This window comes from Corynebacterium sp. MSK122, assembly GCF_030229435.2.
Lineage (GTDB): Bacteria > Actinomycetota > Actinomycetes > Mycobacteriales > Mycobacteriaceae > Corynebacterium > Corynebacterium marquesiae.
Genome location: NZ_JASPHV020000002.1, coordinates 62317 through 79400, shown reverse-complemented (window position 1 = coordinate 79400; position 17084 = coordinate 62317). Strand labels below are relative to the sequence as shown.

The 17084-nt window shown below is 61.9% G+C and carries 15 protein-coding genes; 9 read left to right on the top strand and 6 right to left on the bottom strand.

Features of this window, described 5'->3' with window-relative positions; translation table 11 throughout:
- Positions 1 to 2 precede the first annotated feature (2 nt).
- Genes QP934_RS01495 through QP934_RS01485 form a run of 3 tightly spaced genes read left to right on the top strand, consistent with a single transcriptional unit; the run spans position 3 to position 1352 of the window.
- A complete protein-coding gene (locus QP934_RS01495) occupies positions 3 to 296 on the top strand; it encodes a DivIVA domain-containing protein (protein ID WP_198492840.1) in 294 nt (97 codons plus the stop codon).
- Between the two features lie 12 nt (positions 297 to 308).
- Positions 309 to 476, top strand: coding sequence for a DUF3117 domain-containing protein (locus QP934_RS01490; protein ID WP_005323535.1), 168 nt, complete (start codon positions 309 to 311; stop codon positions 474 to 476).
- Positions 477 to 485: 9 nt separating this feature from the next.
- On the top strand, positions 486 to 1352 hold the full coding sequence (locus QP934_RS01485) for a methyltransferase domain-containing protein (protein ID WP_419126617.1): 867 nt from the start codon (positions 486 to 488) through the stop codon (positions 1350 to 1352).
- A 328-nt stretch (positions 1353 to 1680) separates the two neighbouring features.
- Here QP934_RS01485 and QP934_RS01480 read toward each other — a convergent pair whose 3' ends face one another.
- Both QP934_RS01480 and glgA read right to left on the bottom strand, forming a co-directional pair.
- Entirely contained in the window at positions 1681 to 3123 is a 1443-nt protein-coding gene (locus QP934_RS01480) for a GH32 C-terminal domain-containing protein (protein WP_419126616.1), read from the bottom strand.
- Between the two features lie 12 nt (positions 3124 to 3135).
- Entirely contained in the window at positions 3136 to 4290 is a 1155-nt protein-coding gene (glgA, locus tag QP934_RS01475; RefSeq protein ID WP_419126615.1) for a glycogen synthase, read from the bottom strand.
- A gap of 109 nt (positions 4291 to 4399) precedes the next feature.
- Between glgA and glgC the strand changes: the two genes are divergently transcribed.
- Positions 4400 to 5617 (top strand): glucose-1-phosphate adenylyltransferase, encoded by a 1218-nt coding sequence (gene glgC / locus QP934_RS01470; protein WP_419126614.1) that lies wholly within the window; start codon positions 4400 to 4402, stop codon positions 5615 to 5617.
- Here glgC and QP934_RS01465 read toward each other — a convergent pair.
- Positions 5614 to 6261: an O-methyltransferase gene (locus QP934_RS01465; RefSeq protein WP_284786606.1), complete on the bottom strand. Its 648-nt coding sequence runs from the start codon at positions 6259 to 6261 to the stop codon at positions 5614 to 5616. The two genes, glgC and QP934_RS01465, sit on opposite strands and share 4 nt — an antisense overlap.
- 151 nt (positions 6262 to 6412) lie before the next feature.
- On the opposite strand from QP934_RS01465, the gene sigE reads away from it, so the two are divergent.
- From sigE to QP934_RS01450, 3 genes are all read left to right on the top strand, one after another.
- A complete protein-coding gene (gene sigE / locus QP934_RS01460) occupies positions 6413 to 7042 on the top strand; it encodes an RNA polymerase sigma factor SigE (RefSeq protein ID WP_340419613.1) in 630 nt (209 codons plus the stop codon).
- Positions 7043 to 7142: 100 nt separating this feature from the next.
- Positions 7143 to 7592: an anti-sigma factor family protein gene (locus QP934_RS01455; protein ID WP_340419612.1), complete on the top strand. Its 450-nt coding sequence runs from the start codon at positions 7143 to 7145 to the stop codon at positions 7590 to 7592.
- A gap of 23 nt (positions 7593 to 7615) precedes the next feature.
- Entirely contained in the window at positions 7616 to 8170 is a 555-nt protein-coding gene (locus QP934_RS01450) for a twin-arginine translocase TatA/TatE family subunit (protein WP_419126613.1), read from the top strand.
- 4 nt (positions 8171 to 8174) lie between these two features.
- Here the strand turns inward: QP934_RS01450 and QP934_RS01445 are convergent, their stop codons facing one another.
- The gene (locus tag QP934_RS01445) at positions 8175 to 9305 is read right to left on the bottom strand and encodes an Mrp/NBP35 family ATP-binding protein (protein WP_419126612.1); all 1131 of its coding nucleotides are present in this window, start codon (positions 9303 to 9305) and stop codon (positions 8175 to 8177) included.
- A 105-nt stretch (positions 9306 to 9410) separates the two neighbouring features.
- Between QP934_RS01445 and QP934_RS01440 the strand changes: the two genes are divergently transcribed.
- On the top strand, positions 9411 to 10151 hold the full coding sequence (locus tag QP934_RS01440; RefSeq protein WP_337887209.1) for a hypothetical protein: 741 nt from the start codon (positions 9411 to 9413) through the stop codon (positions 10149 to 10151).
- Between the two features lie 430 nt (positions 10152 to 10581).
- Here QP934_RS01440 and QP934_RS01435 read toward each other — a convergent pair whose 3' ends face one another.
- Together QP934_RS01435 and QP934_RS01430 are read right to left on the bottom strand one after the other, a co-directional pair.
- Complete coding sequence (locus tag QP934_RS01435; RefSeq protein WP_419126611.1) at positions 10582 to 14304, bottom strand: multifunctional oxoglutarate decarboxylase/oxoglutarate dehydrogenase thiamine pyrophosphate-binding subunit/dihydrolipoyllysine-residue succinyltransferase subunit; 3723 nt, start codon at positions 14302 to 14304, stop codon at positions 10582 to 10584.
- A 177-nt stretch (positions 14305 to 14481) separates the two neighbouring features.
- Positions 14482 to 15216 (bottom strand): hypothetical protein, encoded by a 735-nt coding sequence (locus QP934_RS01430; protein WP_419126610.1) that lies wholly within the window; start codon positions 15214 to 15216, stop codon positions 14482 to 14484.
- Between the two features lie 116 nt (positions 15217 to 15332).
- Here QP934_RS01430 and QP934_RS01425 point away from each other — a divergent pair, with 116 nt between their 5' ends.
- Positions 15333 to 17036, top strand: coding sequence for a carboxylesterase/lipase family protein (locus QP934_RS01425; protein ID WP_419126609.1), 1704 nt, complete (start codon positions 15333 to 15335; stop codon positions 17034 to 17036).
- Positions 17037 to 17084: the final 48 nt, after the last annotated feature.

Sequence of the window (17084 nt, the reverse complement as noted above, 5' to 3'; positions counted from 1 at the left end):
CCATGCTGTCTTGGATTATGCTCCTTCTCGTCCTGATCGCCCTGACCGTCATCGGTACCTGGGTTTGGGGCTCCATTTTTGGCCGCGGCGAGGTCATGTACCCGCTCGACGAGCCGCAGAAGGTGCGGGAAAATAACCGCGCCGCCCTCCGCGAAGGCCGCCTTGACCAGGTAAAATTTGAGGTTGTTCCCCGTGGATACCGCCAGGATCAGGTGGACGATCTCCTCGCGCAACTGGAGGAACAACTATCTTCCGCGCAGAAAAGGTCTAAGCTGGAAGGAAAAGAAGTTAACTAAAGGAGACTCACTATGGCAGCAATGAAGCCGCGCACCACGGGCGGAGAAATGGAAGCAGTAGAGGAGTCCCGCAAAATTGTAATGCGCATCCCCTCGGATGGCGGCGGACGCATCGTCATCGAGCTGAGCAAAGACGAAGCCGCCGAGCTCGGTTCCCTGTTGACCGAGGTTTCTAGCTAGTCTAGGTACATGCTTTCTCATATCGTCGACATTCTGGCCGATCCCAACGATGGCACCGCGCTTTCTGGTGCCGATGATTTCTCTCGACTCGTCTCGGAATCCGGCCACTCCTTTGATGTGGCCAAGAAGGGCTATGTCACCCTTGCCGCCGGAGCCGGGCTCAAGCACAAGGGCGATGACATGGATATGGTCAACGCCCGTGAGACCTATCTGGCCATGGGCCACTTCGCGCCCTTCGTTGAGGCGGTAACCGGGGCCGTCCAGGACGCACTGGATTCCGCCTCCTTGGCTGAGTCCAAGCCCGCCTCCCTCCTCGAGGTGGGCGCCGGCACCGGCTACTACCTGGCCCATACTCTGGACTCCATCGCGGAGGCCCGCGGCGTCGGTCTCGACATTTCCCCGCACGCCGCGAAACACTTGGCCAAGTGCCACCCGCGCGTCGGCGCCGTCGTGGCCGATGTATGGGAGCGCCTGCCCATCCGGGATGAGTCCGTCGACGCAATCTCCGTAGTCTTCGCCCCGCGCAATCCCGCCGAATTCCAACGCGTGCTCGCCCCGGGCGGCCAGGTCATCGTCTTGACGCCCGGCGCTGGACACCTGGATGAGCTGCGCGAGCCGCTCGGCATCCTCGGCGTGGAAGAAGGCAAGGTCGAGCGCATGTATGAGCAGGCCGAGGGCTTCCTCGAGCAGGCGGCCGACCCGGTCGATATCTCGTTCCCCATCGAGCTTGATAAGGCCTCCGTCGCCGCTCAGGTGGGCATGAGCCCGTCCGCGCGCCACATCAGCGCCGGCGAACTCGCCGAGCGCATGGCCGCGCTGCCCCCGACGCTCACGGTCACCGCCCGCGCCCGCTTGGACCGCCTCCGCACCGTCTAGCTCCGGGCCGGCCACAGCCACCTCCACCGCCCTTCGCGCTCACCGGAAGCGCGTGGGGTGGTTCTTTTCGTCTCCCCAGTGAGCGCGATGGGAGGTTTCCCCCCTTGCCGCTCACCGGCACACGCTTTCCGACGTCCCAGCATCTTCCCGTGAGCGCGAAGGACGCGTGTGAGGGAGCGAGGGGGAGACGCGGCCCAGCGGAGTGAGGCCGAAAACGCGCAACCCCGCCCTTGCCGCTCACTGAGGGAAGCGGAACCGCGGTGGGCGGCTGCGCCGGTGAGCGCGAAGGGCGGGGGTGAGGAGGGGGCGGTGTGGCGAGCCTAGAGGATTAAAGCTTGGAGCCGGAGCGCTGCCAGTCCTGCTCGATGACGGCATCGCCGGAGGTCTCGACTCGCAGGCCGGAGCAGCCACCCTCGAAGTAGACGCGGGATGCCATGGCGATGAGGCCACCGTCGACGAAAACCTCGACTGTGGAGCCGTCTTGGATGATGGTGAGGGTATCGGAATCGCCTTCGGCAAGCGTGGCCGTGGCGGGCTCGGAATCGGCGAAACAGTGGTCGAAGGCCTTGTTCATGGAGCGATCGAGGCTGATGTCATCGCCGGAGTGGCAGATGGTGGCGGCGGGGTCACCGGCGCCGTCGAGAAGCGTGACCGTTACGCAGGAACCGGAAGGGACCTCCATGACGCCGGTCCAGGAACGGGCGTAATCGGAGAGCTTGACGGCATCGGGCAGGCCGCGGGCGGGTGCTTGATAGAGGACGCCTCCTTCGAGGGTGACCCGGCGAGGCAGGGAGAGGGCATTGGCCCAGCCTTCGGCCTCCCAGGAGGCGTGTGCGGTGGCATCATCGCCGCGGCCGTTGCCGTTGAGGAGACCGACGATGACGGCGCGCTCGTAGCGCTGCTCCGGAGTGAGCGTGCCGGTGGTGGTGTTGGTACTGCGTGGGCGGGAGAAATCGTGGCCGAAGTCTACGCGGCGGAAGCCGGAGACCACGGTAAAGGTGGTGCCCTCCAGCCGGCCGACGAGGTAGCCGGAGACGTCTCGGCCGCCGCGCTCCAAGGTGACAAAGAGGACGTCGTAGATATTGCCGTCAACCTCGTCGCGCAGTCGGACTAGGCGCGGGGAGACGACCGGCGGAATGGGCGAGGTAGCGGGGACCTCGCCCTTTAGGAAGCCAGGGTCGCCGTCGAACTTGAGGCTGCCGCGCAGGCGCCAAGACACACCATCGGTGGATTCGAGGATGACGGGAACCGGGGCGTCGGAGTGGCCGGTGAGCGCGAGCATGAGCCAGCCGTCGTGGCCGTTATCGCGGTCCTCGGAGGCCCAATCGGGCACCACGCAGGGGGAGCGGAAGTGATCGAAGTTGCGGGTATTGCCTACGACCTCGCCAAAACGGACGACATTGGGGTCGAGGGCCTGGGGGTCATCGGAGACCTCGCAGATCTCGTCCACGTCAGCGTAGCGGGCGAGGTGAACGGCGATTCCGGCGGCGGTCACGGAGGTGAAATAGAGATGGATATCGTCCGGACCTTGGGCTACGGATCCTGCGCGCAGGGAGAGCTCGCCGCCGACGGGGGCGAGGACATCGTCGCAGTCCAACCAGTCAAAGGGAGACTCTTCGGAGTAGGTGTGTCCCCAGCGGGCAGGGGAGTCCGCGGTGGGGCGGTACTGGTAGAACAGGTGCCAGGTATCGCCGTCGCGCAGGATACCAGCGGGGGCGTCGAGGACGCCGTCTTCAGGGACAAAATGCAGTTCGGGGCGGTGAGTTGTCACGGCTATCCTTCCTTAAATCAAGCTGCGGTAGATATCGACGGTCTGGGCGGCAATCGTAGCCCAAGAGAAATCGCGAATGGCGCGCTCGCGGCCGGCGCGGCCAAATTCCGCGGCGCGCTCTTTATCGGCGGCGACGTCATTGACGGCGGCAGCGAGGTCGGCTTCGAAGGCAGCGGTATCGGCGGCGTCGTAAGGCACCAGTACGCCGGTCTCGCCATCGACCACAACCTCCGGAATGCCGCCCACGTTGGAGGCAACAACGGCCGTGCCGCAGGCCATAGCTTCTAGGTTGACGATGCCGAGCGGCTCGTAGATAGACGGGCAGACAAACACATCCGCGCCGGAGTAAATCTGCTGTACCTCGTTGCGCGGGAGCATATCCTTGACCCAGAAAATGCCATCGCGCTGGGTGCGTAACTCATCTACCAGCGCCTCGGTCTCCGCCGCGATTTCGGGCGTATCGGGCGCGCCGGCGCACAGCACCAGCTGGATATCCGGGTCGAACTTCTGCACTGCCTGCAGCAGGTGTTTCACGCCTTTTTGCCGGGTAATGCGGCCAACGAAGGCGGCGATGGGGCGTTGCTTATCGACGCCCAGCTTGTCCAACACATCTCCCTCTCGCGGCTGCCACAGGTCGGTGTCGATGCCGTTGAGGACAACGTGGACCTTGGAGGCGTCGATGCGCGGATAGGCATCCAGGATGGAGTCCTTCATGCCAGCAGAGACAGCGATGACGGCGTCGGCATATTCCATGGCGTTCTTCTCGGACCACGAGGAGACGTCATAGCCGCCGCCGAGCTGCTCGCGCTTCCATGGGCGGTGTGGCTCCAGGGAGTGGGCGGTGACCACGTGCGGAATATCGTATAGCTGGGCGGAGAGGTGGCCGGCAAGGCCCGTGTACCACGTGTGCGAATGGGCGATGTCGATATCGGAGGCGGCATCGGCCATGCGAAGCCCGGTAGACAAGGTCCTGAGCGCTCCATTGGCACCCTCGAGTGCGGGGTCCACGCCGTGCACAAAAACGTCCTTTTCTTCGCGCGGCGAGCCCATGCAGTGCACGGAGACATCGATGATATCGCGCATAAAACGGGTGAGTTCAGCTACGTGAACTCCGGCCCCGCCGTAGATTTCCGGCGGGTATTCTTTGGAAAAGATTCCGGCTCTCATGCCCACCCAGAATACGTATCTCTGGTGCCGCGTGCAGAAATACGGGATGGGGGTAGAAATGTGCATATATCTGCTGCGAAATGTGGGATTTGCAGATAGGTTTGAAAACGTGAGAAGCCTGCCAAATGTCCTAGCCATTGTCCTTGCCGGCGGCGAGGGAAAGCGCCTTTTTCCCCTGACCGAAGACCGCGCCAAACCCGCCGTGCCTTTTGGCGGATACTACCGCCTCATTGACTTTGTCCTGTCCAACCTGGTCAACGCTGGCTACCTCAAGATTGCGGTGTTGACCCAGTACAAGTCCCACTCCTTGGACCGTCACATTTCCCAGGCGTGGAATTTGGCGGGGCCGACGCCGCAATACATTGCTTCGGTGCCTGCCCAGCAGCGCCGCGGTAAGCGTTGGTACAACGGCTCGGCGGATGCCATTGTGCAATCGCTCAACCTCATCTATGACGAAAAACCGGACTATGTCATTGTCTTCGGCGCGGACCACGTTTACCGCATGGATCCGGCGCAGATGGTAGAAGAACACATCGCTGCGGGACTGGATTGTTCGGTGGCCGGCATTCGCGTGCCGCGCGCGGAGGCAACGGCCTTTGGTTGCATCGAGGCCGATGGCATGGGAACCATCACGGAGTTCGTGGAAAAGCCTGCGGACCCACCGGCCACTCCGGATGACCCGAATATGAGCTATGCCTCGATGGGAAACTATGTCTTTACGGCGCAGGCGCTTATTGACGCCCTCTTGGAGGACGAAAAGAACGAGGACTCCGCCCACGATATGGGCGGCGATATTATTCCGTACTTTGTGAAGCGTGGGCAAGCGCATGTCTATGACTTCATGGCAAATGAGGTGCCGGGATCTACCGAACGCGATCACGGCTACTGGCGTGACGTGGGCACCATCGATTCCTTCTATGAAGCGCACATGGACATGATTTCGGTGCACCCGATCTTTAACCTCTATAACCAGAATTGGCCGATTCACTCCACGGATGACTCCAATTTCCCGCCGGCGAAGTTCGTGCAAAATGGCATCGCGCAATCCTCGATGGTGGCGCCGGGCTGTATTGTTTCCGGCGGCACGGTGCGCAATTCCGTGCTGGCGTCCGATGTCCACGTGGCCGATGGTGCCACGGTCGAAGGATCGGTCATCCTGCCGGGCGTGCGCATCGGTCGTGGTGCGGTGGTACGCCGCGCGATCCTCGATAAGAACGTCGTCGTCAGCGATGGCGCAATTATCGGTGTGGACCGCGAGCGCGATGAGGAGCGCTTCAAGGTTTCTGACGGCGGCGTGGTTGTCGTCGGCAAAAACCAGAAGGTCTAGAGCTTCGTCACGAGCGTGACCCCGGAACCCAGCGGCAAGCGGGTGACGTTTGCGCCCTCCAGCTCGCGAAGGTACTCGTCTGCTTCGCGGGCGGCGGCGGTGTCGCGGTCGGTCCGGGAGACGTCGGCAAGCGTGCCATCGAGCAAAGAATTAGCCAAGACCAGGGTGCCGCCTTGGTGCAGCAGTGGCCACGCTGCCTTGATGATGGCGGGGAGCTCGAGCGCGGCGACGTCGGCGTAGATGACCTGGTAGGCATCATTAGCCAGGCGGCCCATGACCTCGAGTGGGCGAGACGGCAGGAAGCGGCCGCGCGAAGGTGCATAGCCCGCCTCGCGGAAGGCGGTCTTGGCGCTGCGCTGGTGCTCAGCCTCGGGGTCGATGCAGGTCAAGATGCCATTATCGGGCATGCCGGCAAGCAGGTAGAGGCCTACCACATTGGCGGCTGGGGTGATCGCCACGGACTGGGGGCGTTCGGTAGAGCCGGCCGAGGCGGCCGTCAGCGTGGTGAGCAGTTGGCCCGTTGATTCATCTGGAACGGGCAGACCGTACTCATCGGCGTGGTCGCGCGCCCCACGCAGGGCTGCGGAGGGCTCGCTGGTGGTCTCGATATAAGAACGCAGTGCTTCATATGCGGTAGTAGTCACACAATGAACCTTAGGGAAAAGTGTCCGCAAATGTGGCAAAAACGCGCTTAGCCAGCGAGGTTGTGGTGGGTGGGGATAATGTGACGGACTCACAGGAAATTATCAGCACTGTGGCTGGAGTTTCACTTTGAAGTGTAGAAAGATGACATGCATGACAACAACGAAGCGCGATGCCGAATCTCTTCAGCCCGCCACCCCTGAGGCGGAGTTGACCGGTACCGCGGCGTTCGATGCCGGCGAAGCTGACATGCCCGCCTGGGGTGACCTAGTGGCCGAACATGCTGATGGCGTCTACCGCTTAGCGTATCGCCTCTCCGGCAACCAGCACGATGCAGAGGACCTCACCCAGGAAACCTTCATGCGTGTCTTCCGCTCCCTGGATAGATACCAGGCCGGTACGTTTGAGGGGTGGCTGCACCGCATTACCACCAACCTCTTCTTGGACATGGTTCGCCATCGCTCCAAGATCCGCATGGAGGCCTTGCCGGAGGATTATGAACGCGTGCCCGGCACGGATATGACCCCGGAGCAGGCCTATACCGTGGCCAACCTGGACCCGGCGCTGCAATCCGCGCTCGATGGCCTGGCTCCCGATTTCCGCGTGGCCGTGGTGCTATGTGATGTCGTAGGTATGAGCTATGACGAGATTGCGGAGACCCTGGGCGTCAAGATGGGTACGGTGCGCTCCCGCATCCACCGTGGCCGCTCGCAGCTGCGTGCGGCACTCGAAAAAGAAGCGCAAACCAATGCGGAAACCCGCATGCTGCTGCGCACGCGTTAAACCACCGCGCGCTAAACTTTAAAGAAACTGCATAGTCCCCGCTACCGGCGGGGACTTTCCGTGTCACTGAAGGCCAAGCAACTACTGGAGGAGGGTGTTGATGGACTCGCTGCGGGGACGTCGAACCTTGTCCACGCTGAGCGTGCGCGGCGGATTCGATGCCGCCCAGGCCAAGGCCCGCGATAAGGCGAAGGCTAAGGCGCGGCGCAGCGATACCATCGGGCACCTTGGCCCGGAGGCTGTCGTTGCCTTCGTAGACGGGGAGATGGAGCCGAAATTCATGCACCGCGTGCGCATCCACTTGGTGCACTGCGCCGAGTGCCGGGCGGATGTTCACCAGCAGCGCCATGCCTCAGAGTGGGTTCGCCACTGCGCGGATTCCGCTAAAGTCAAGGCGCCGCAATCCCTGCTGGCAAAGCTCGCGGGCATTGCCACCGAAGGGGTGACGCCCGGGCCGGATGCGGCAACGCCTGCGCACCGGCCGCAGCAGGATTTCTTGGACAAGGTGGAAATGGTGGTTCGCGCAATCAAGCACAATCAGCGCGGCTAAGAGTGAGGGACTAGTATTTAACCGTGTTTTCTTCCATTGGTTGGCCCGAGATTTTCGTCATCGTGCTTTTGGGCATCATCGTAATCGGCCCGGAGCGCATGCCCGAGGTGATTAAGGATGTGCGCGCGGCCATTTACGCGGCCCGCAAGGCCATCAATAACGCCAAGGCGGAGCTCAACGGCGAGATGAGCTCGATTACCTCGGAATTCGATGATATCCGCGGCCCGCTCACCCAAGCTGCCCAGTGGACTCGCCTCGGTCCGAAGGGGGCAATTACCAAGGCGCTTTTCGATGGCGACGATTCCGCCTGGGACGATTTCAACCCCAAGAAAATGGCAGAAAACGTCAAGACCGCTACCGCTCCACAGGAGCCGGAGGAGCAGCCGCAGTCTCAACCGCAGCAGCAGCGCCCGAGCTTCGACTACTCCCAGATCTACGCTGAGCAGCCGCAGCCAGAGCCCCGGCCGCAGCAATGCACCGAAGCCCCCAAGCCGACGGAGCAGCCCGCGCCCGAGAAAAAGCCGCCACGCGGTGGGGAAGAATCCACCGGCGGCGGCATGTGGGGCGATGTAACCTAGGGCGTTAGTTCACGCCCAAGTTGAGGTTTTTGCCCACCAGGGAATCGGAGCGGATGGCCAGCTTATCGGCCACCGCCTGGATCTGCTGGGCGGCGGGGGACTCGGGGGAATCGAGGACAATCGGCGTGCCGGCATCGCCACCGCTGCGCAAGGTGGGATCCAGCGGCACGGAAGCCAGCAGCGGCACCTCATGGCCCAAGATGACGCCTAGGCGATCGGCCACAATCTGTCCGCCGCCGGTGCCAAAGACATCCATGGTGGAGCCATCCGGCATCACCATGGCGCCCATGTTTTCAATTACGCCGGCCACGCGCTGGCGGGTCTGCTGGGAGATGGAACCGGCGCGCTCTGCCACCTCGGCGGCCGCGGCCTGCGGGGTGGTGACAATGAGTAGCTCTGCATTGGGAATGAGCTGGGCTACGGATAGGGCGACGTCGCCAGTGCCCGGAGGCAGATCCAAGAGCAGCACGTCGAGGTCGCCCCAGAAAACGTCAGCCAGGAATTGCTGTAGCGCGCGGTGGAGCATGGGCCCGCGCCAGACCACCGGGGCATTGCCCTCCACAAACTGTCCGATGGAAATGTGCTTAATGCCATGGGAAATCGGCGGCAGCAGCATTTCATCATCGAGCACGGTCGGTCCATCAGTGCAGCCCAGTAGGTTGGGAACGGAGTGGCCGTAAATATCGGCGTCCACGATGCCGACCTTGAGGCCCTTCTGGACCAGCGCCGCGGCCAGGTTTACGGTCATGGAGGATTTGCCTACGCCGCCCTTTCCGGAGGCTACCGCGAAAACGCGAGTGGTGGAATCCGGCTTTGCAAACGGGATTTCGGGCTCGGCTTGGCCGCCGCGGAGCTTCTTCTTGAGCTCGCGACGCTGTTCATCGCTCATGGCTTTCATCGTCACCGTGACGTTTCCAACGCCCTCAATATCCTCTACCGCAGCGCGGGTATTGGACTCAATGGTGGACTTCATGGGGCAGCCGGCGATGGTGAGGTAAATTTCCACGGCCACGTCATTACCGGTGACGGTAACGGACTTCACCATGTTGAGTTCGGTGATGGGGCGGCCAATTTCTGGGTCTTCGACGCGGGAGAGTGCCTCGCGTACGGCGGATTCAGTAATAACGCTAGACATAACCCTTGCCATCTTAGTCACGCCGCAACAGGAGGTAAACACACCCTCGGTGTAGAATCAGCTAGACGCTCACGCGCCGCCAACCAAAAGGAGAAGAGTATCGCCATGCGCAGCTTTGCCCGCCCCACTCGTGTCATTGCCGGTGTGGTGCTGTCCGCAACGCTGCTTTCCGGTTGTTCCTCCCAGTTCGATACCAACCCCTTTGCTAAGAACCCCCAGAGCGAGCCCATCGGCATTGTGGTCGATGCCAATAAGACCGACCAGCTGGTCCTCGCAGAGATCTACCGTCAGGAGCTGATGGGGCAGGGCCGCGAGGCGTCCATTGTGAAGGGAGACATCTTCCACGACACCAAGGGTGGGCGTTCCATGAACCCGGGTGGCAATTTCTATGTGGGTTGCACCGGCGCGTTCCTCAATATCCTCAACCCCGGTGAGGCGCGGGCTATTTCGAAGGACTACAAGAAGGCACAGAAAGCCTCTGAGCCCGGAGGCGAGGATTACTTGGCCCGTACCCACATTGCGCTCATGTCGAGCTTGCCCACGGATACCTCCACGGTTGAGCCTTCCGGTGCCAGTGGCTGCGAGGGTTCCGATCCCGAATTGCCAGAGAATTTCGTGGTGCTCTTTCAAGACGATCTCTTCGACCGCGAAGAGCGCCAGGCTGTGGCCTCGCTGACCAAGTTCATAACCCAAAAAGACCTCTCTGACATGGCCGAAGAGGTAGAAAACGACGACACCAGCGCGGAGAAGGTCGTGCGTTCCTGGATGAATTCCTCCGGCGGCGACATCGCCCATGAAGAGGGCGACTCCGATTCTTCCGGCGGGTCGAATCTCACTGGTTCTTAATATTTGATCGTTGGCAACTCGGAGCTGCTGACGGTGGGTAAACCGGCAGACCAACACCTCCACAGGAGTTGACCCCGCAAACTCATTCGTGACTCGATGTGGAGCAATTCTGGGCTTGTGAATACCGACGTTAGTGCTTTTTCATTGCAGCCTGGTTTGAGCGACAAGCATCCGCGACACGATTAGACATATCGAGTAAGGCGCTAATTCTTAACCCGCGCCCTTGGCGCTCATGGGAAAGCGACCGCCAAGACAATAGTGTTCCGCTGGTGAGCGCGAAGGAATGGGAGATGAGAAAAACATGAGAGAGCAAGAACGCCGAAGGAGTGCTCTGGCAGAAGCAAGAGCAGAAGCTCTATAAGTGCTGGCTTCGGCGTGAATAAACCCCAGTGAGGACCTCCTCACTGGGGTTTAAACGGGGTAGAGGCGACTAGATGTCGAAGGCCTCTTCCAGTAGGTTCTTCTGCTCAATCTGGTGCACCTTGGCGTTACCGGTGGCAGTCGAGGACTGTGCGCGGCGGGAAACGCGAACCAGCTCCGGCATATCCGGAATCAGGGTGCGCAGGTGCTCGTTGTAGAACGGCCATGGGCCCTGGTTGGCCGGCTCGTCCTGAACGAAGCGGACCTGGGTGGCGTTCGGGTAAGCCTCGAATGCCTCGCGCAGGCGGTTGAACGGAATCGGGTGGAGCATTTCCACGCGGACGATGGCGATGTCATCGCGGCCGTCGGCCTCGCGCTTCTTTTCCAGATCCCAGTACAGCTTGCCGGAGACCAGCATGATGGTCTTGACCTTGTCGGTATCGCCGACCTTATTGCCGTCGATGTCGACGTAGTTCGGGTCATTGATAACGGACTGGAAGCGCTTGACCTCGGTGAAGTCTTCCACAGCGGAGGTAGCTGCCTTGTTGCGCAGCATGGACTTCGGAGTGAAGACGACCAGCGGGCGCTTCATCTCACCGAGTGCCTGGCGGCGCAGCAGGTGGAAGTGGTTAGCCGGGGTGGAAGGCTGAGCCACGGTCATGGAACCCTCAGCGCACAGCTGCAGGTAGCGCTCGATGCGGGCGGAGGAGTGGTCCGGGCCCTGGCCCTCGTAGCCATGTGGCAGGAGGAGTACCAGGCTGGACAGCTGGCCCCACTTCGCCTCACCGGAGGAGATGTACTCGTCGATGATGGTCTGGGCGCCGTTGGCGAAGTCACCGAACTGTGCCTCCCAGGCCACGAGAGCGTCTGGGTTGCCCACGGTGTAGCCGTACTCGAAGCCCATGCCGGCGAACTCGGTCAGAGCGGAGTTGTAAACCATGAACTTGCCGCCGTTGCCCTTGGAGGTAGCGAGGGCGTGCATCGGGTTGTACTCGTTGCCGTTGCGTGGATCGAAGGTAACGGCGTGGCGCTGGGTGAAGGTACCGCGACGGGAATCCTCACCAGCCAGGCGGACAACCTTGCCCTCGCCGGCCAGGGAACCGAAGGCGATGAGCTCGCCCCAGCCCCAGTCGATGCCGCCCTCACGGGAGGACTTCTCGCGCTCCTTGGCTACCTTGCCCACGCGCTTGTGGTACTCGAAGTCCTCTGGTGGGTTGCCATAGGCGGCACCCAGCTCGGCGAGTTCCTCGGCGGTAATCGAGGTGTCCAGGCCGCGGGTAAGCTCCTGGGAGGAGGTGATACCGGTCTGCTCCTTCGGGCGAGCCTTGCCGGCTTCCTTATGCTCAGTAAAGACGGATTCCATCTGGTCGTGGAAGTCGCGAGCGGCTGCCTCGGCGTCCTCGGCGGAAAGGTCCCCACGGCCGATGAGGTCGTTGGTGTAGTGTTCGCGCACTGCCTGGTGCTCGTCGATGACGGAGTAGAGCTCCGGCTGGGTCATGGACGGGTCATCGGCCTCGTTGTGACCGCGTAGGCGGTAGACCATGAGGTCAATGAAGACGTCCTTGCCAAACTGGCGGCGGTACTCGGCTGCCATCTGACCAACCCAGACAACTGCCTCTGGGTCATCGCCGTTGACGTGGAAGACCGGGCAGTCGAAGCCCTTGGCCAGGTCGGTGGCGTAGTGGGTGGAGCGGCCGGAGTCCGGAGTGGTGGTGAAGCCCACCTGGTTGTTAACCACGATGTGGACGGTGCCGCCGTTAGTGTAACCGCGCAGCTGAGACAGGTTGATGGTCTCTTGGACAATGCCCAGGCCCGTGAAGGAAGCATCGCCGTGGAGCATGACTGGAACAACGGTGTGGCCCTCTGGGCCCTTGTCCAAGATGTCCTGCTTAGCGCGGGCGATGCCCTCCATGACCGGATCGACGGCCTCGAGGTGGGATGGGTTGGCGGCAAGGGTGACCTTGATTTCGCCATCGCCAAACATCTGCAGGTGGTGGCCCTCGGAACCCAGGTGGTACTTCACGTCACCGGAGCCGCCGAGCTGGCCGCCCTTGTAGTTGCCGTCAAACTCGCCAAAGATATCGGCCAGTGGCTTGCCCACGATATTGAACAGGACGTTTAGGCGGCCGCGGTGTGGCATGCCGATGACGACCTCGTCCAGATCCTGGCCGGCGGCGGTATCAATGATGGAATCCAGCAGCGGGATGAGGGTCTCGGCGCCCTCGAGAGAGAAGCGCTTCTGGCCCACGTACTTGGTCTGCAGGAAGTTCTCGAATGCTTCGGCGGCATTGACCTTCTGCAGGATGTACTTCTGCTCCGCGTTGGTCGGCTTCGGCATGCCCGCCTCCAGGCGGTCCTGCAGCCAGCCGCGCTCATCGCGGTCGAGGATGTGGGTGTATTCGGAGCCGACCTTCAAGGTGTAGGCGGCGCGCAGGCGAGAGAGCACCTCGCGCAGGGTCATCTGCTCCTTGCCGCCAAAGCCACCAACATTGAAGGTGCGGTCCAGATCCCAGATGGTCAGACCGTGGGTTGCGATGTCGAGGTCGCGGTGATCTGGGTTAGGCAGGCCCGGCTGGATCCAGCCCAGCGGGTTGGTATCGGCCAGCAGGTGGCCGCGGGAGCGGTAGGACTCGATGAGCTGCATGACGCGGGTGTTCTTGTCCACGCCGGAGTTCGGCACGTCCTGCGCCCAGCGGAACGGCTCATAAGGCACGCCCATGGAGGAGAAGAGGTCGTCCCAAAAGGCGCCGTCGACAAGCAGCTGGCCAATGGTGCGCAAGAATTCACCGGACTCTGCACCCTGGATGACGCGGTGGTCATAGGTGGAGGTCAGGGTAACTAGGCGGCCGACGCCCAAGTCTGCCAAGCGGTCCGCGGAAGCGCCAGCGAACTCGGCCGGGTAATCCATGGAGCCCACGCCGATGATGGAGCCGGCGCCCTTGGTCAGGCGGGCGATGGAGTGGCGGGTGCCGATGCCGCCAGGGTTGGTGAGGTTAATGGTCACACCAGAGAAATCATCCATGGTGAGCTTGTTCTTGCGAGAACGGGTAACGATGTCCTCGTAGGCCTCAACAAATTCGGAGAAGGACTTGGTCTCACACTCCTTGATGGCGGCGACGACCAAAGCGCGGGAGCCATCCTTCTGCGGCAGGTCAATGGCCAGGCCCAGGTTAATGTGCTCAGGCTGGATGACATAGGGCTTGCCGTCCTTGAGCTCGTAGCGCACGTTCATGTCTGGGTGCAGCTGAACGGCCTTAACCATGGCGTAGCCGATGATGTGGGTAAAGGAGATCTTGCCACCGCGAGTGCGCTTGAGGTGGTCATTGATCATGGAGCGGTTTTCCCACATGAGCTTGACCGGCATATCGCGCACGGTGGTAGCGGTAGGAATCTCCAGGGATTCTTCCATGTTCTTCGCAATGGCCTTGAACATGCCCTTGAGCTGGCGCTCTTCGCCGCCCTTATAGTCCGCGATGCGGTCGAGCGGGGACTCGGACTTCTTTACGGACTGCTTGGCCTTAGCGGACTTTTCCTGCGCCTTAGCCACGGACTTTTCCACGTTAGTCTCGCGGGCCTCCTGCTTGCGGGCGGTAGTAGTACCCTCAGTCTTCTTCGCGGCAGGCTTAGACGGCTTCTTCGTGGCCTCCTTGGCTGGTGCCTTAGACTTAGGCGCGCCGTTTGCCTCGAAGTAATCGCGCCACTCCTTATCTACGGAGCTAGGGTCCTTGGAGTACTGCTGGAACTGCTCGTCTATCAGCCACGCATTGGGGCCGAAGATATTCGATGTGCTCACGGCAGGTATTCGCCTCATTTCTCTGCTATAAAATGGTCGTTTATTCGACTTTAGTGCGGCCTTTGCACGAGCGCATGCGTCACTCGCCAAAGAGTCTGCCTACATGATACGGGTCATCCCCCTAAACTCACTATGTTAGGGGTATCAATAGCCCCGCTTAGTGGTTTCCGGTTACCCCTAGGCTTGGGTGAGGGGAGAAAGCTGCTCGCTGGCGTGCTCGATGACCTGCTTGGCCAGCTTGCGGTTGGCGGTGGTGCCCAGCACGGCGCCGATACCCATGGGCATGAGCTTGCTGATCCACGCCCACTTCAGGCGCTTGGTGATCTGCTTGGTAAAAAGCTTGGTCAGGCGGCCGTTGATGCCAGACAGCGTCGGGCCGGAGAAGCGGGAGAGGCTAGCGGCCGAGCGCATGCCCGCCACGCTATTGAGATCGCCCACAAAGGTATCCACCAAAGCGGAGCCCTTCGAGCCGGTCAGCACCAAAAGTACAAGGGCGCGGCGGCGCTCGGGGGACTTGATGTCATCGCCACGCAGGTAGGCCGAAGCCAAGATGTACCACGCGGCCGCCTCCAAGAAGACTACGGATTCGCCGGCGATGGTAGCTGCGCCGGTTACCAAACCGACACCAGGGATGGCAGCGGAAGCGCCCGCGGCCGCACCGGTGCCGGAGGTGATATTGAGGAAGTGCTTGTCAATGAGCTCCTGTAGCTGCTGCGGGCTCGCGTCCTTATTGCGCTTTTTCAGGTTCTCGACGTACTTGATGATGACACCGGACTGCACGGCTACTGCGCGGTCCAGGGAATTGAGGAGCGCGAAGGTAAAGCGGTTGGTATCTTCCGGATCGATGTCATAGGTATCGACGCTGTCGACCTCGGTGGAGTTGTCCTTCTTGTCTTTAGTAAAGAAACCCATGTGTCCTTCTCTTTCGCTAAAACTTATCTGTGTCCAGCATAGTAAAGGCTCTATTAATACGCCGCAGCGCCGCAAAGAGATCGCCGAGGGCGTGCAAGGCACCTAAGCTAGAAGGCATGGTTACGCCGCACGAGAACACCCGCGATTCCGGGAACTTCCCTCCGGAGGAGTCTTCCGCGGCGGCGCGCCTGAAAGCGGAGCAGGCCCACGAACGCGCCCGCCGCGCGCACGAAGAGGCCCAAAACGCCCTGGCAGATGAGCTCACCGTCCGCACTACCTCCGGGTGGGTGCGCGGCGTTATAGAGGAGGACCTGCGCACCGATCGCCCCATTAGCGCCGGGCCGGTGCTCACCTGGCGCGGCATCCCCTTTGGCGATACCACCGCCGGGGACAACCGCTTCCGCGCCCCGCAGCCTGCACCGGCTTGGGAGGGAGTGCGCGATTGCAGCCAATTCGGCCCACCGGCCCCGCAACCCACGTACTCCTGGACTGACCGCATTATCGGCTCCGAGGACTGCCTGCACCTCGACATCGTGCGCCCGCGCACCGAAGAGAAGCTTCCTGTGGTGGTCTACCTACACGGCGGCAGCTTCATCATGGGCTCGTCCCACATGCTCATGCTCCGCGGTTTTGAGCTGGCCACCCGCATGGACGTGGTCTACGTATCCATTAACTTCCGCCTCAACTCCCTGGGCTATTTGGATCTGCGCAGCCTGGGCGGAGACTGCAGCGCTAACCCGGCGGTGGCCGATCAGATCCTGGCGTTGCAGTGGGTGCGTGACAATATTGCGGCCTTTGGCGGCGATCCTGAATCCGTCACCCTCATGGGCGAATCGGCCGGTGGCGCGGCGGTTCTCACCCTCATGACGAGCCCGGCCGCGGAAGGCCTCTTCCACCGTGCCATTGCCCAGTCCCCGCCGATTGCCATGATCCATTCCCGCGCCCAGTCCACCTTGTGGGCGCGCGAGTTAGTCCACCGCATGGCCTTGCCCCGGCGCACCTCGGTGGAGGACCTGCGCCAGGAAAATTTTGCCGATTTAGTGCGCTCGGGCCAATCCATGATGTGGCGGGCCGGCGAGCTCATTCACCTCAACTCCTGCTACGCACCCACGGTGGATGATGAGCTCATTCCGGAACACCCCATAGCTGCCTTTGAAAATGGGCACCAGCACCAGGTTCCGCTGCTCATCGGCACGAACTCGGACGAGGCTAGCTTTGGTAAATTCCTCTTCCAGCGCCAAAGCTCCCGCGAGCGCGCCGCCTTGCGCCTCCTGGCTTCCTTCGATCCCCAGCACGCCCCCGAAGTCGTCGCCGCCTATGACGGCGCGGTGGCCCGGGAGGACTTTGCGCACCTGCTTGCCGACGCCCTCTTTTGGGCACCCTCCACCCGCATCGCCACCGCCCATGCGCAGGTGGCACCAACGTGGATGTATCGCTTCGACTTCGCCTCTGCCGTGCTCAAGTGGCTGGGCCTCGGCGCCATGCATTCGATGGAGCTGGGCAATGTATTCGGTGACCCTTACTCCTCGCGCGCATCTTTCCTTACCAATTGGGGCTCGCGCGCGGAGATGGAAGAACTTACCGCCACCATGCAGCAACACTGGTCCGCCTTCATTCATGGCGGCCGCCCTGAGATGAGTTGGCCGCGCTACGGGTCCACTCAGCGCGCCACCATGATCTTCGATGCCGAGGCCTATATTGAGCACGCGCCGCACGAGCTCAAGCGGCAAGCCTGGGAGGGATACCACATGTTGGAGTGGGGAAGCGGACGCCCGGAGCTGGTGAGATCTTTGGGCTTCCAACCATCCGGGTGGGAATAACGGTAGACTCCACAGTGACCGCGGGCGGCGGCTTGCCTACCGTGGGAA

Bases quoted from the DNA above. Each gene is read 5' to 3' on its own strand.
- QP934_RS01495 (WP_198492840.1), top strand. From the start codon at position 3: ATGCTGTCTTGGATTATGCTCCTTCTCGTCCTGATCGCCCTGACCGTC.
- QP934_RS01490 (WP_005323535.1), top strand. From the start codon at position 309: ATGGCAGCAATGAAGCCGCGCACCACGGGCGGAGAAATGGAAGCAGTA.
- QP934_RS01485 (WP_419126617.1), top strand. From the start codon at position 486: ATGCTTTCTCATATCGTCGACATTCTGGCCGATCCCAACGATGGCACC.
- glgA (WP_419126615.1), bottom strand. From the start codon at position 4,290: ATGAGAGCCGGAATCTTTTCCAAAGAATACCCGCCGGAAATCTACGGC.
- sigE (WP_340419613.1), top strand. From the start codon at position 6,413: ATGACAACAACGAAGCGCGATGCCGAATCTCTTCAGCCCGCCACCCCT.
- QP934_RS01455 (WP_340419612.1), top strand. From the start codon at position 7,143: ATGGACTCGCTGCGGGGACGTCGAACCTTGTCCACGCTGAGCGTGCGC.
- QP934_RS01445 (WP_419126612.1), bottom strand. From the start codon at position 9,305: ATGTCTAGCGTTATTACTGAATCCGCCGTACGCGAGGCACTCTCCCGC.
- QP934_RS01440 (WP_337887209.1), top strand. From the start codon at position 9,411: ATGCGCAGCTTTGCCCGCCCCACTCGTGTCATTGCCGGTGTGGTGCTG.
- QP934_RS01430 (WP_419126610.1), bottom strand. From the start codon at position 15,216: ATGGGTTTCTTTACTAAAGACAAGAAGGACAACTCCACCGAGGTCGAC.
- QP934_RS01425 (WP_419126609.1), top strand. From the start codon at position 15,333: ATGGTTACGCCGCACGAGAACACCCGCGATTCCGGGAACTTCCCTCCG.